The 14230-nt window shown below is 68.7% G+C and carries 13 protein-coding genes and 1 tRNA gene; 9 read left to right on the forward strand and 5 right to left on the reverse strand.

Going from position 1 to position 14230, the window contains the following annotated elements:
* Positions 1–11 precede the first annotated feature (11 nt).
* The gene (locus D451_RS0111370; protein ID WP_017534491.1) at positions 12–1508 is read left to right on the forward strand and encodes an NCS1 family nucleobase:cation symporter-1; all 1497 of its coding nucleotides are present in this window, start codon (positions 12–14) and stop codon (positions 1506–1508) included.
* Positions 1509–1624: 116 nt separating this feature from the next.
* Here D451_RS0111370 and map read toward each other — a convergent pair whose 3' ends face one another.
* The gene (map, locus tag D451_RS0111375; RefSeq protein WP_014912567.1) at positions 1625–2401 is read right to left on the reverse strand and encodes a type I methionyl aminopeptidase; all 777 of its coding nucleotides are present in this window, start codon (positions 2399–2401) and stop codon (positions 1625–1627) included.
* A gap of 376 nt (positions 2402–2777) precedes the next feature.
* Between map and D451_RS0111380 the strand changes: the two genes are divergently transcribed.
* Both D451_RS0111380 and D451_RS0111385 read left to right on the forward strand, forming a co-directional pair.
* Positions 2778–4715: a serine hydrolase domain-containing protein gene (locus tag D451_RS0111380; protein ID WP_017534492.1), complete on the forward strand. Its 1938-nt coding sequence runs from the start codon at positions 2778–2780 to the stop codon at positions 4713–4715.
* A 90-nt stretch (positions 4716–4805) separates the two neighbouring features.
* On the forward strand, positions 4806–6134 hold the full coding sequence (locus D451_RS0111385) for a sensor histidine kinase (protein ID WP_017534493.1): 1329 nt from the start codon (positions 4806–4808) through the stop codon (positions 6132–6134).
* Positions 6135–6161: 27 nt separating this feature from the next.
* On the opposite strand, the gene D451_RS0111390 is transcribed toward D451_RS0111385, so the two are convergent.
* A complete protein-coding gene (locus D451_RS0111390; protein WP_017534494.1) occupies positions 6162–6818 on the reverse strand; it encodes a response regulator transcription factor in 657 nt (218 codons plus the stop codon).
* A gap of 313 nt (positions 6819–7131) precedes the next feature.
* Here D451_RS0111390 and D451_RS0111395 point away from each other — a divergent pair.
* Positions 7132–7207, forward strand: a tRNA-Lys gene (locus tag D451_RS0111395).
* A 219-nt stretch (positions 7208–7426) separates the two neighbouring features.
* Complete coding sequence (locus D451_RS0111400; RefSeq protein ID WP_017534495.1) at positions 7427–8539, forward strand: hypothetical protein; 1113 nt, start codon at positions 7427–7429, stop codon at positions 8537–8539.
* A gap of 238 nt (positions 8540–8777) precedes the next feature.
* Here D451_RS0111400 and D451_RS0111405 read toward each other — a convergent pair whose 3' ends face one another.
* Positions 8778–9449, reverse strand: a complete 672-nt coding sequence (locus D451_RS0111405; protein ID WP_017534496.1) for an NAD(P)-dependent oxidoreductase — start codon at positions 9447–9449, stop codon at positions 8778–8780.
* Between the two features lie 177 nt (positions 9450–9626).
* Between D451_RS0111405 and D451_RS0111410 the strand changes: the two genes are divergently transcribed.
* On the forward strand, positions 9627–10214 hold the full coding sequence (locus D451_RS0111410) for a TetR/AcrR family transcriptional regulator (RefSeq protein WP_017534497.1): 588 nt from the start codon (positions 9627–9629) through the stop codon (positions 10212–10214).
* Positions 10215–10379: 165 nt separating this feature from the next.
* Positions 10380–10598 carry a hypothetical protein gene (locus tag D451_RS0111415; RefSeq protein WP_014911533.1) on the forward strand — a complete coding sequence of 73 codons (219 nt, stop codon included), beginning with the start codon at positions 10380–10382 and terminating at the stop codon, positions 10596–10598.
* 53 nt (positions 10599–10651) lie between these two features.
* Here D451_RS0111415 and D451_RS0111420 read toward each other — a convergent pair whose 3' ends face one another.
* On the reverse strand, positions 10652–12469 hold the full coding sequence (locus D451_RS0111420) for an MFS transporter (RefSeq protein WP_017534498.1): 1818 nt from the start codon (positions 12467–12469) through the stop codon (positions 10652–10654).
* Between the two features lie 95 nt (positions 12470–12564).
* Between D451_RS0111420 and D451_RS0111425 the strand changes: the two genes are divergently transcribed.
* Both D451_RS0111425 and D451_RS0111430 read left to right on the forward strand, forming a co-directional pair.
* The gene (locus tag D451_RS0111425; protein WP_017534499.1) at positions 12565–12939 is read left to right on the forward strand and encodes an ArsR/SmtB family transcription factor; all 375 of its coding nucleotides are present in this window, start codon (positions 12565–12567) and stop codon (positions 12937–12939) included.
* Positions 12940–13098: 159 nt separating this feature from the next.
* Positions 13099–13422 (forward strand): hypothetical protein, encoded by a 324-nt coding sequence (locus D451_RS0111430; protein ID WP_017534500.1) that lies wholly within the window; start codon positions 13099–13101, stop codon positions 13420–13422.
* 51 nt (positions 13423–13473) lie between these two features.
* On the opposite strand, the gene D451_RS0111435 is transcribed toward D451_RS0111430, so the two are convergent.
* On the reverse strand, positions 13474–13719 hold the full coding sequence (locus D451_RS0111435) for a hypothetical protein (RefSeq protein WP_241463320.1): 246 nt from the start codon (positions 13717–13719) through the stop codon (positions 13474–13476).
* Positions 13720–14230: the final 511 nt, after the last annotated feature.

A 14230-nucleotide genomic window follows, 5' to 3' on the forward strand; every position in this document is an offset into this window, starting at 1 on the left:
CGAGGTCGACCATGAGCGAACCCACCGACACGGCGCGCGGAGAGCCCACGGGCTCCGCCGCCGGACCGGACCTGACCGTCCACGACCCGGATCCGGGCCTGTACAACGACGACCTCGCGCCGCTGCCCCGGAAGAAGAGGTCCTGGGGCACGTTCGAGATCTTCAACGTGTGGACGAACGACATCCAGAGCCTGTTCGGCTACACCCTCGCCGCGACCCTGTTCATCGCCTACGGGCTGAACGGCTGGGCGGTCTTCGGCGGGATCATCCTCGCCGGTGTGATCGTCATGTTCCTGTGCGACCTCGTCGGGCGACCCAGCGTCCGATACGGGATCCCGTACGCGGTCATGGCCCGCGCCAGTATGGGCGTGCACGGCACCCAGTTCCCGACGCTGATCCGAGGGATCACCGCCACCTTCTGGTACGGCGCGCAGACCTACTTCGCCTCCACGGCGGTGGCGCTGCTGATCACGGCGCTCTTCGGCCCCGGACCGGAGGGGACCTTCCTCGGTCTGTCGGCGGTCGGGTGGATCTCCTACGTGATCGTCGCCGTGCTCCAGGTGGCGCTGTTCACCAAGGGGATGGCCTGGATCGGCACCTTCCTGAACTGGGCCGGGCCCGCGGTGTACGTCGTCATGATCGCCCTGGCCGGGGTCATCTGGTACATGGCCGGCGGAGAGCTGTTCTCCGCGCTGGGCACCGTGTTCGCCGGCGACGGGGACTACCCGGGCGGAACGCTCGCCGCGTTCTCGGCCGTGGTCGGCACGATGGTCGCCTACTTCGCCGCCGTGGTCGTCAACTACGGGGACTTCTCCCGGTTCGTGAGATCCGAGAAGGCGATGCGGCGCGGCAACCTGTGGGGGCTGCCGGTCAGCCTGGCCGTGTTCTCCTTCCTCACCCTGATCATCACCGCCGGCTCCTCGGTGCTCTACGGGGAGGCGTTGACCAACCCGGCCGACATCGTCGAACGCGTCGACAACATCTGGCTGACGGTCGTCGCGGCGCTGACCTTCCTCATCGCCACCGTCGGCATCAACCTGGTCGCCAACTTCATCCCGCCCGCCTACGGGCTGGCCAACCTGTGGCCGGCCAAGATCAGCGCCAGGACCGGCGGGCTCATCACCGGTGCGGTCGGCTTCGCCATCGGCGGACTGTGGGTGGCCTTCATCGACGGGATCGGCATCGCCGCCTTCGTCGACACCCTCGGGGCGGTGCTGGCTCCGCTGTACGGGATCATCGTCGCCGACCACTACCTGCTGCGGCGGGGACGGTTGAACCTGAACGACCTCTACTCGGCGTCGCCCGACGGCGAGTACCACTACACCAAGGGCTGGAACCTGCGAGCGTTGTTCGCGTTCTGTCTGGCCTCGGTCTTCTCCGTCACGGCGGTGTGGCTGCCCGCGCTGGCGGAGTGGTCCGGTTTCGTGTGGATCTTCGGGGCGCTGCTCGGCGGTGCCCTGCACTACGCCATCACGCGGACCGCCGGAAAGAAGGCCGTCAAGGCCTGATGCGTATCCCGCATGACCCCTGGTCCTCGCCCTTCGAGGGCAGGGGAGAACGCACGACGCCCCCGCTCACCGGTGAGCGGGGGCGTCGTGCGTGCGCGCGGGGTCGAGCCGTGGGCTCAGGCCTTCTTCGGCAGGGTGAGGATCTCGGCGCCGTCCTCGGTGATGGCGACCGTGTGCTCGCTGTGCGCGGTGCGGCAGCCGGTGGCGCTGCGCAGCGTCCAGCCGTCGGAGTCGGTGACGAGCCGGGCGGTGTCCCGCATGACCCAGGGCTCCAGGGCGAGCAGCAGTCCGGGGCGCAGCTTGTAGCCGCGGCCGCGCTTGCCGGTGTTGGCCACGTGCGGGTCCTGGTGCATGGTCGAGCCGATGCCGTGGCCGCCGAACTCGGAGTTGATCGGGTAGCCGGCTTTGCGCAGGACGGTGCCGATGGCGTGGGAGATGTCGCCGGTGCGGGCCCCGGGGCGGGCGGCGGCGATCCCGGCCTCCAAGGCGCGCTGGGTGACCTCGATCAGCGCGACGTCTTCGGGGGAGTGCGTCTCGCCGACGATGAAGCTGATGGCGGAGTCGGCGGCGATCCCGTCGAGCAGGACGGCCAGGTCGAGGGAGAGCAGGTCGCCGTCGGCGAGCGTGTAGTCGTGGGGGCGCCCGTGGAGAACGGCGTCGTTGACGCCGGTGCAGATGTAGTGACCGAAGGGGCCCTCACCGAAGGAGGGCGCGTAGTCGACGTAGCAGGACTCGGCCCCGGCCTCCTCGATCATCTCCTTGGTCCAGCGGTCGATGTCCAGGAGGTTGGTGCCGACGGTGGCGCGGGTCCTCATGGTCTGGAGGATCTCGGCGACCAGGGCGCCGGTCTTCCGCGCGCGTTCCACGTCTTCGGGTTTCAGGATCTCGATCATGCGGCGCCCTCTCGTGCTCCAATAACTATACCGGTATTGTAATCGGCATCACGGGACGGATCACCACCCCTCCCCCGAAGACCGAGGGTAGGCGGTGTTCGGAGATGCTTCCGGTAAGCGCGGCAGAACCGCTGGTCGAAGGCCCGAGAAGCCCGAGAACACCGACACGTGGGGGATCGGGGTCCCCCAAAGGTCGTAGACCAAGTGCCGACTCACGGCAGAAGACCCGACGTACCGGTCTTCACGATGCTGGGATCACCCACCGCGGGCGAGGTCCACCCCCTCGCCCCGAGACCTCGATCCTCAGGAGCAGTACGTGTTCGCGACCAGTCCGCCCCCCGATGGACGAGCGTCCCGGAGGCTTCCCCACCGCCTCATGGCGCTCGTCGCCGCCGGGATCACCGCGATCGTCATGACCGGTTGCGCCGGGGCCTCGGAGACCGGCCCCGCCCCCGCGCCGAGGGTCGCCTATCCCGAGAGCGCCGACGCGACCCTCACCAAGGAGGACGTCGACGCCTGGCTCGACGGGCTCCTGCCCGCCCAACTGAACGAGACACGGATCGCGGGGGCGTCCGTGAGCGTCGTCGCGGACGGCGAGTTGCTCACCGCCCGCGGCTATGGGTACTCCGACCTCGAGGCCGGTACGCCCGTCGACCCGGAGGAGACGCTCTTCCGGATCGCATCGATCTCCAAGGTCTTCACCGCGACCGCCGTCATGCGGCTGGTCGAGGAGGGTGAACTCGACCTGGACACCGACGTCGACGAGTACCTCGACTTCGAGGTGGAGCGCTCCTTCGACCAGGACCTCACCCTGCGCCACCTGCTCTCGCACACGGGTGGTTTCGAGGAGCGGATCGCCAACGCGATGCTCTCCGAAGGCGAGGAGGTGGATCTGCGCGAGGTCGTCATGAACGATCCGCCCGAGCAGGTCTACGAGCCGGGGACCACGCCCGCCTACTCCAACTACGGCATCGCCCTCGCCGGATACATCGTCGAGAACGTCGCCGGGGTCCCCTTCGAGGAGTACGTCGAGGAGAACGTACTGGTCCCGGCCGGGATGGACTCCTCCACCGCTCGCCAGCCCCTGCCGGAGGACCTCGCCCCCCGGCTCTCGCAGGCCTACGACACCGCCGACGGGCCGCCGGTCGAGCGGTTCGAGACCGTCTCCGACGCCCCGGCGGGGTCTTTGACGTCGTCCGCGACCGACATGGCCGAGTTCATGCGCGTCTACATGGAGGACGCCGAGGGCGCCGACCTGCTGGAACCCGAGACGATCGCCCTCATGGGGGAACCGGCCCTGGACGAGGAGAGTCTCGGCGGTGTCGCCGGCGGCGGCCAGATGGGGCTCGGTTTCTTCCTGGAGGAGCGCAATGGCAACCGGATCATCAGCCATGGAGGGGACACCGACGTCTTCCACTCCGAGATGCAGATCTACCCCGAGCAGAACGCGGGTATCTTCATCACCTTGAACAGCAGCGGGAACACCGGGCTCGCCAGCCACAGCCTGCGCCTGGCCGTGGCCGAGGGGTTCGCCGACCGCTACTTCCCGGGCGAGCAGGCCGACGGTGGTCAGGTCGAGTCCACGGCGGTGGAGCACGCCGCGATGCTGGAGGGGAACTACCGGCCCTCACGTTCCATCCACAGCAACTTCGTCTCGCTGCTCTACGCCCTGGACGAGGCTCGGATCGTCGCCACGGAGGACGGGACGATCGTCCTGACCAGCCCCGAGACCGGGCGGCCGACGGAGTACATGGAGGTCGAACCCTGGGTGTGGCGTGAGGTCGACGGGCACCGGACGTTGGCGGCGGACGTCGTCGACGGCGAGGTCAGGGCGATCGGGACCACGGCCTTCACCTTCCTGCCGGCGGACGAGGACACCCCGGGCACGGTGGTCCTGTCGGTCCTGGCCGGTTCGGTGCTGATCCTGCTGATCACGGTCCTCTCCTGGCCCATCGGCACCCTCGTCCGCCTGCGACTGTCCAGGCCCAAGCGCGATAAGACCGGTCGGTGGGCACGTGTCCTGACCCGGGTCGCCGTGGTCCTCTCCCTGCTCGCCCTGGCCGGCTGGGGGGTCACCCTATCGATGGCCCTGAGCTTCCAGCCGATCTCCTTCGGGACGCTGCGAATCTTCCAGGTCGTGCAGGGTCTGGGACTGCTCGGGGTCCTCTCCGCGGCGATGGTGGTCTTCGACGACATCCGACGGAAGCAGGGACTGGAGCGCTGCGTCGGTAGCGTGCTCGTCCTGGCGGCTTTGATGGGCCTCGGCTGGATCGCCACCATGCACGGGATGGTGACCGGCAGCGTGACCTTCTGAGTAGCCTGGGCGGGGCATCACCGGTTTCGGATCGGGTGCCCCGCCCTCGCTGTCGCGGCCCCACCCCCACTCACCACCCGGACGGAAACGATGAGGCGTGACGCCCCCGCCCTCCCCGAGACACAGAGCCCGCCCCTGGCGCCCACCTCCCGGATGACGGCGCGGTTCGACGCCGCCCTCACCCGCGCGGGCTTCAGCGGAGCGTTCGGCCGTGACCTGCTTCTGGGCGTGTTCGTCACGCTGGTCTCGATCGCCCTCCTCTACTCGGTGGTGGTGCTCGCCCGGGCGGAGGAGACCCCGTTCGCTCCGGCCGCCGTGGCCGTGCTCGTCGCCCTGACCGTCGTGCAGTCCCTGACCCTGTGTCTGCGTCGGCGTGTCCCGCTCCTGTGTCTGTCCATCGTGGCGGCGGCCCAGCTCGGCATGACGCTCCTCCTGCCGGCCGACGCCACCTTTCAGGGGCCGGCGCCGTTCATCGCCGCCTACACCTGCGGTACCGCCCTCTCCTTGAAGCGGTTCATCCGGGTACTCGTGACGATCGCGCTCGTCTTCGGGGTCTGTGGTGCCGTGTTCGCTCTGCCTCCGTTCGCCTCCCTCGCACCGCCCGCGCTCGTGACGGACCCGGTGATAGCGGGCCTCTCCCAGGTGGTGTCCGCCGCCCTCGTCTTCGGGGTGGCGGGTCTGGTCGGTAACGACGTTTCCATGAGGAGGCGTTACGTTCATCAGGAGCGGGTCCGGCTGGTCGAACGGGAACGGGAGCGGGTGAACGGCGCCCTCCGGGCCGAACGCACGCGTATGGCGCGGGAACTGCACGACATCGCCGCGCATCACCTCTCGGGGATGGTGGTGCAGGCGGGTGCGGCCGAGAAGCTGGCGGACCGGGACGCCCCGGCGCTCGCACCGACCCTCGGGTGGATCCGGCGTCAGGGCAAGGAGACCCTGGAGAACCTGCGGATGGTGGTCGGGGCCCTGCGGGATCCCGGAGAGTACCCGGACGGGGGTCGGGGAGAGGCCGCCGGTGAGAGCGACGCGCCCGTCCCCGGGGTGGCCGTGCTCGACCGTCTGGTCGAGACGGAACGCGAGTTGGGCGTCGAGGTGGTCCTGGAGCGGAGCGGACCCGACCTGGAGCTGCCGCCGGTCGCCGACGTCATGTTCTACCGGGTGGCGCAGGAGGCGTTGGCCAACGCGCGCGACCACGCCTGGGGTGCGCCGGTGCGGGTGGAGCTGGCCCGAGGGGAGAGGGAGGTCGAGCTCCGGGTCGACAACGATCCCGGTGTGGAACGAGAGGAAGAAGCGAAGGTCTCCCGCGGTCTGGGCCTGATCGGGATGCGGGAACGGGCCGACCTGGTCGGGGCGACCCTGGAGACGGGGCCGACCGAGACGGGCGGGTGGAGCGTCCGGCTCATCCTGCCCCTCAGATGAGAGACACCCGAAGCGTGGGGGACAGGGTCACGGCGTCGCGACACCGTTGCGGTACGCCCAGACGACGGTCTGCAAGCGGTCGCGGACACCGATCTTGGTCATCACCCGTCCCAGGTGCGACTTGACGGTACTCGGCTCGATGGTGAGGCTCTCCGCGATCTCCACGTTGGACATGCCTCGGGAGAGCAGGCGGACGATGTCGAGTTCGCGTTCGGTGAGCAGGCCATGGGCCTGTGTCTCCTCGCGGTTCATGGACCTGCGTTTGGCGAACTCGGCGATCACGCGACGGGTGACGGTGTGGTCGACCAGGCCGTGGCCGTCGGCGAGCCGGCGCACCGCCTCCACCAGGTCGTCGGGCGGGGTGTCCTTCAGGATGAACCCGCTCGCGCCGACCTCCAAGGCCTTGAAGACGTATTCGTCGAGGTCGAAGGTGGTGACCACGAGGATCGCCGGGGGCTTTCCGGAGGAGCGGGCGAGGATCTCGCGGGTCGCGGTCAGGCCGTCGCCGCCCGGCATGCGCACGTCCATGCAGACGACGTCGGGGCGAAGCCGTTCGACCAGCTCGACGGCGGAGGGGCCGTCGGCGCACTCGCCGACCACCTCGATGTCCTCGGCGATCTCCAACATCACCCGGAAACCCGCCCGGACGACGAACTGGTCGTCGACCAGGACCACCCTGATCATGGAGTGCCGCCTTCGCGTAGAGGGGTGAGCGTGGGCCTCGAACTCTCGGCCCGGTAGGGCTTTCGAGCGTGCCACGAGCGACCGCGATGCTATCAGCGCGGGCTCTGGGGAGAGGGGTGTGGGCCTCGGCGCCTTGTGCGTACACGAACCGGCCGAGGGCGCTTCCTCGGCCTGAAGAGGTCGGTGGGGAGAAAATCGGAGCCCTCGCCTCATATCCGCTCATAGAGGGGGAGTCCTGTGCTCCTATGCCGCATCGGCATCCGGTAGGATATGGCGCTGGTGGCATCTTCCCTGTTCACATCAGATGCGCTATGGGCCTCTAGCTCAATCGGCAGAGCAACGGACTTTTAATCCGTGGGTTCGGGGTTCGATCCCCCGGGGGCCTACCAGAGAAACCCCAGGTCAGAGTGCGGTAGCGCGTTCTCGCCCTGGGGTTTTCGCGTTCCCGGGGTTCGCGGTCCGTTCGCGATGGCTCGGAAACGGGCGTTTCGCTACGCTGATCCTCGGCCCTCGGCCACGATCCTCATCGACCGACCCCCTTCCCCTCGCCGCACTGTGTCATCGGCGACGCCACCTGAACCCCCCACGTAGAAAGGCCCGATGACGGCATGCGGAGCAACAGAGACCATCTGCGGCGTATCGGTGACGAGACCCAACGGTCGCGTGAGCACTTGAGCAACATCGAGGACTCGTCCGCGGCCACGGCCCGGTCGGCGGCGCAGAACACCCAGCTCCTCAAAGGCATCGCGTACACCAACCGCGTGAACATGGTCTTCAACGGCATCACCGCGATGAACAGCGCGCGGCAGTTGAGGACACAGAAGCAGCAGCTCGCCCTCCAGAACGAGCAGCACCGGCTTCAGCAGGAACAGCATGCCCTTCAACAGGCGGTGTCCGCGCAGACCGCCCGGCACGAGTTCTCCATGTGGCGGCAGACACCGGAAGGCGTCGCGTTCGTCGAATGGCAGGAACGCGCCGTCTCCCTCCTCCCGTTCCTGCGGAGCCGTGAACGGACCTGGAGCACCGCGTGGGCGAACGCGATCGAGCGGACGCGGGCCGAGGTTCCCGAAGGTGAGAAGCAGCGCATCAGGAACCACCCGGCCCGTTTGAAGCAGAACGGTCTCAGGATCGCCTCGTTCGTCGCCTTCGCCGTGGCCGTCCTGTGCGCGATCTCCTTCGGTTTCCAGTTGTTCTTCTATGGGCTCGTACAGGCGACAGGTGGAGGTTCTTCCGAGAGGGCCCACGGCAGCATCACCTACGAGGAGTGCCTGGACATCCTCGCCGATCCGGACAACATCATCATGAACGAGTCCGACTGCGAGGCCATCAGGCCGGTCGAGAACACCCCGCCGTCGATCGTGCCCCTGGTGCTGGCCGCCGGCACGTGCATCGGGCTCGTCATCGCCCGTAAGGTCAGGCAGCGGGCCGCCCAGAACGACCCGACCCTGGAGCAGGAGTCCCGGGCGAGGATCGCACGGTGGGGGTTCGACCCGCTCAGTACGCAGGGTGTGGGCTTCCCGTGGCACGAGTCCGAGGGTTTCGCCGGATACGCCGACAACATCGAGCACATGCTGCACTCGGCTCCCTCCACACGTCCGATGCCCTCGCAGCTCATCCCGCTCCAGGTGCCCACCCCCTTGCAGCCTTCGGAGCGGCTTCCCGGAGAGGCCAACGACGTCCTGGTCATGTTCCATGAGGAGAACGAACAGCTCTCTCGGTGACGAGGAAGTACCGAAGCCCGCACGTGAGGACCGAGGTCCACGTGCGGGCTTCGTGTTCGTGGGGAAGAGGGGGCGGCCGCCGGAGACGGGGACCCCCTTCCCCCACGGCCGTGTTGTGGCGACAACGTCACGAAGCTAGACCGAACCCGCCCTCTGAACGAGGGAACGACACGCTTTTCGCGTGAGACGGCCGTTCGATCGTTCCGCGCGGACGTTCGACACGTGTTCCGCCCAGGGGTCAGACCCGGCGGGTCTCGGGTCCGGCCACCAGCCGGGTACCGGCCCAGCGCTCCTCCACCGCCGTGCACACGGCCTCGGCGAAGTCCACGTAGCCGATGGACCGTTCGAGGGAGGAGCTCTCGTCGGCCGTCCCCGGCCAGGCGCGGTGGTTGTTCGTGCGAGGCCCGTCGGGGTCGAAGGCGGGCGGTGGGATCAGGTACGCCCAGTTCTCACCACCGCGCCCCTCCTCCAGGTGGTCGCGGAGCCTCGCGTGCGCCCTCCCTCGCGGCAGGGTGCGTTCCGGGAAGGCGGGGCTCTGCCAGAAGCGTGTCCCATCGGGCAGCCGCAGCGATCCCGCGCCGCCGACGGTGACGATGAACGGGGCGGGGCTGGAGGGCGGGTCCGCGGCCTCGATGACGCGTTCGTGCAGTTCGACCAGAGCGGCGGGGTCGATGTCCCCGCGCATACGGACGGCGTTGACCACGACGTCCGCGTCGGCGACGGCCCGTCGCAGACTCGCCGGGTCCTCGACGTCCACGACGACCTCGGTGACCTCCCGTTCCGTCGTCGGAAGTCGGGGTCGGTCACCCGGCCTTCGAAGAGCCGCGGTGATCCGGGTGTGAGGGGGCAGCAGTTCGAGGACCGCCGAACCGGATCGTCCGGTGGCTCCGAGGATCGTTACCCGGGTCATGTCTTGACACCCTCTTTCCTGGTCGAACGGTCGAACATGGTGACGCAGAGAGCGGAAGGCCGTTGAGGGGGCATCGCGATTCCAATCTCCAACTACAACGTTGTAGTTGAGCGTAGTAGCGTGATCCACCGATAACAACTCTCGCGTTGGAAGTTCGTCGCACACTGGAGCCGCCGCATGGCCTGGGACACCGAGGGCACGAAGCGAAAGATCAAGGAGGCGGCCGTCGATGAGTTCGCACGCTTCGGGCCCGATGGCACGACCATCGAGCGCATCGCCAAGTCCGCCGGCGTGAACAAGGAACGGGTGTACAACTACTTCGGCGGCAAGAGAAGCCTCTTCGCCACCGTGCTGCGCGACGAGCTCGCCGAGGTCGCCCGAGCGGTTCCGGTCGAGTCGTTCGCCGAGGAGGAGATCGGCGACTACGCGGGACGCGTGTACGACTACCACCGCGAACGCCCCGAACTGAACCGACTCCTCCGCTGGGAGGGCCTGGTCTTCGAGGGAGAGGTGCCGGACGAGGAGTCACGCCGCGAGCATTACGGCCACAGGGCCGTCGCCGTCGCCGAGGGCCAGGAGAACGGAACGATCACGAGGTCGATCGACGCCGACCACCTCACCTTCCTGATCCTGTCGCTGGCCGGCTGGTGGACGGCGGTCCCCCAGGTGGCGCGGATGATCACCGGGGAACCCACGGAAGAGGAGCACGCCAGGCGCCGCGCCTCGGTGGTGGAGGCGGCGCGACGCCTGGCGCGCGTACCCTGACGGGCCCCGAGGGTCGGACCGAGAGGGGCATACCCGAGGGCCGCGGTTCCGGAGCGTCGGTGCCGCCCGAAGAAGGGCACGGCAGGTTTTACCCCGAGGCGCGCCTATATTGACGGGCTCTCGGGCAGGTGAGCATGGACCGAGACCCGACCAAAGGGAGAGACCATGATCGCCAAGCTGTCCGAGATGGGCGTCACCTCCGAGATGGCCTACGCCGCCGGGACCGCCAGTATCGGCCTGTCGTTCCTGACCTGGGCCCTGTCGAAGAAGAAGGAGGACGCCGGCACCGACCGCGCCGACCGATGGGGCATCTTCGTCGGGCAGTGGGCGCCCACCTTCTTCGCCCTGGGCGTCGCCCTGCGCCTGGAGGAGAAGCCCGGATGACCTGGTGACGGCCGGTTCGGGAGGGCGGGCCGCCCTCCCGAACACCGCGGGGGTCACACCTTCCGGAGCGCCCCGTCCTCTCGACCGGCGGACCAGCGGGCGTAGTCGCGCGCCGCGTCCGCCAACCGCTCATCGGTGAGATCCCCGACCCCGTGGAGGAAGTGCCCCGGACGGTAGCGCATGCCCACCCGGGCCGCGATGGTCTCGAACGGCGAGGTCAACTCGCTCATCACCCGGTGGTAGCGGCCGTCGACGGTGTAGTCGTCCGCGCGCGACCACGTGGACACCGCGATGCTCAACTCCTTGCCCTCCAGCGCGTGACCGCCGGGGCCGTACGCCCATCCGCGCTCCAGGGCGACCTCCAGCCACTCGGCGAGGATCGGAGGCGCGCCGTACCAGCGGAAGGGGAACTGGAGGACGATCCGCTCGTGGGCGGCGAGTGCCCGCTGCTCGGCCCGAACGTCGAAACCGTCGACCCCGCGTTCCTCGGCGAGAACACGGACGGTGGTGCCGCCCTCCTCCGTCAACGCGCGGACCCACGCCGAGTTCACACGGGAGGATCCCAGGTCGGGGTGGGCGACGATCACCAGCGTCGATCCCGGCTCCGGTGGCTCCACGCCGTTCTTCTCCATCTCGTGCTCCTTCTGTCGTCTCTTCTCGGATCGGTTCGGGTGACGTGCGGTGCTCAGCCGCACGATCGGTAGGGCGAGGGCGGCGAAGACGCCCAGGACGACGGCGAACACGACCACCGCGGCGCCCAGGCCGGTGGCGTCCGCGAGGTGGCCGGTCGCCACGGGCAGCGCCCCCGCGGGCACGTATCCGGCGATGTTGAGGGCCGCGTTGGACTCCGCCCGCCGCTCGTGGGGGACGCGGGTGGCGATCAAGGTCAGACCGGCCAGTTGGCCGAGTCCTTGGGCGGCGCCCGCGAGGAGCGCGGAGGTCAGGAAGAGGGGCCACACCGGGGTGACGGTCACCGCGCCGGCCAGCAGGGCCATCGAGGCGATCGCCGCCACCGAACTCACGGCCAGGTGGGTGCGTGTCGACAGGCGTCCGACCGCGAACTGGACGCCCGTCGCCACGAGGAACATGACGCAGGCGATCAGCCCGGCCACCAGCGGATCTCCCACCCCGAGCGGGCCGGCGAGCACCGAGGGGCCCAGGGAGAGCACGAACGAGGTCGCGGTGATCCCGGGGGCGAAGGTCGCCGCGCCCCACACCAGCTCGCGCCGTCGGTTCCGCGGCGGGCTCGGCCACCGCCACGGTCCTCCCTCGCCCGAGGGGAGAGAGCGATCGGGGTGGGGGAGGGGCAGGAGTAGACCGACCCCTAGAGCGATGACGGCGAGGGCGGTGACCAGGGTGAACACCCAGATCTGTGGGGAGTCGGAGTTCCGTGCCGTGATCCCGGCCAGGAGCGGGCCGAGGCCGGCGCCGAGCACCATCGACGCCGAGGCGATCAGCCCGCCGATCCGACGTCGACCCTCGGGCGCCAGATCGACCACGGCGGCCATCCCGGCGGTGACGGCGCCGCCGACCGAGATCCCGGCGAGCAGACGCGCGGCCAGGAGCCAGGCCACCCCTTGGGCGAGGAGGAACAGGAGTCCGGAGAGCACGGCGGCGATCAGCGCCGGGATCAGCACCACCCGCCGTCCGTACCGGTCGGCGAGTCGACCCGCGACGAGCAGGGATCCGACCAGTCCGACCATGTAGCAGGCGAAGACCATCGTCAGCGTGCCGGAGGAGAACCCCCACTCGCGTTGCCAGGACACGTACAGCGGGGTGGGCGCGTTCGACAGTACGAACACGGTCGTCACCGTCATCGCCGCCGCCATCGACCAGGTGATCCCCCGCCCTTCGGTCTCGGTCCTCCGCATGAACTCCCCCAGTTCGATATTTCTCGTACTAGTACGAATAAACTCGAACTATAGAGCAAGTACGAACCAACTCGTACTGGAGGTACCGTGGGGGCATGCCGAACCTCGCAGCGACGTACCGTCTCGACCGAGAGCCCGACGACCTGCCGGAGCGGTTGCCCGAACCCGCGGTCGAGAACATTCGGCTGGAACGGGTCATGGGCGTGCTCGCCGACCCCCTGAGGTTGACGATCGTGCAGCGGCTCCTGCGGGAATCCGAGGACTTCGACCAGACGTGCGGCTGGTTCGGCTTCGATCGCCCGAAGTCCACCCTCACCCACCACTTCAAGGCCCTTCGAGAGGCCGGGGTGATCACCCAGCGCCAATACGGCCTCGAGCGGCGCAGCCGTGTCCGCCTCGACGACCTCGGGCACCGCTTCCCCGGGCTGATCGACCTCGTCCTCGCCTGGAGTCCCGCGAGCGAGGGCTAGTCCTCTTCGTCTCTCCGGCGGCTTCGGCCTGGGCCTCTCTCCTCTTTTCGAGAGGATCCGATCGACGGCTCGACAAACCACTACGTTTGAAGTACTTTGATCGTAGTACTTTAAGCATAGTGGTCGATCGGCCACGGGAGTACCCCTTCAAGGAGACGCATGCGAAACCCCGCCCTCCCCGTCGTCACCTCGATCGACGGTCAGGACCGCCCTCACGACACCCAGGGAGCGAACATGCCCCACGAACACGCCGACGCCGCGAAGCGAGGTCACCACATCGGACGGGTGTCCCCGCTCACCGGTATCGATCTCGAGGTCACCCCCATGACGGGAGCTCCGCTGGAGGCCCTTCGTGCCCGTGGCAAGGGGGACGGCGCCCCTCGGGATCCGCGCCGAGGTCGGGCCCCGCGCCACCGCTTCCCCGTTCCCGGGGGGCGCCAGGCCCGCGGTCGGGCGCTGCCCCGGCGCCACCAGGCTCGGTAGGCCCCGGCATGCGCCGGGCCGAGGCCGGACGGAACGAGGAGGGCGGACGGGTCAGAGATCGCGAGGATCGTTCGACCGTCCGCCCTCATCGCGGACCGAGGCCCTGAAGACACCCATCGGCACGGCGACCAGGCCTCCCAGCAGGAACACCACCGCCGCGGCCAGCACCCACTCCCACGCCGGGCCCAGCGTCAACGCCACCCCGCCCGCGAGGAACGCGGCGATCATCAGCACGACCACGACCCACACCCTGGGCCTTCCCCAGCGGCCCCCCGTTCGCGTGTCGTCGTCGGGCATGTCCCCTCCCCGAGGTCTCCCGCACCTTCCGACGCCCCGTCGGTCGGAGGTCGCGCGGGCTCGAACGCCCCTCCTGTCCCAGCATGCCCGTGCAAGGGCGGGAGAACACGGAGCGACGTCCGCTCTTATGGGGAACTACGGCCTTCATGGCGAGAAATAGGGTATTCGATTATCCGATTCCAAGTCGACGGGGATCGGACGTTCCTCTATCGCATATGGGGGAAACTCCGTGTTCTGAAAAAAGGGCGCGCCGGGTTTCTCTCATTTCCCGAGGTCGGGTGGCTTCGCTTGTTAGGTTGAGGCGACGAGTGGCTGGAACGCTCATGAGTCGCCGGCGAGAACGAAATGTCCATCGAGCCGGTATCGGATATCGAGGTCGAGTCGCCGTCCGGCCGTGCAACTCGAGGAGCGATCCCGGGTAGGGGCGGGAGAATGTCCGTCTTCCTCCCCCGCGGTTCTCGCTCCGTTCTTCACGGCTCCCCGGTCGGACTCCTCTTCGTACGAACTGAGG

The sequence above is a fragment of the Nocardiopsis alba DSM 43377 genome (assembly GCF_000341225.1).
Taxonomy (GTDB): domain Bacteria; phylum Actinomycetota; class Actinomycetes; order Streptosporangiales; family Streptosporangiaceae; genus Nocardiopsis; species Nocardiopsis alba.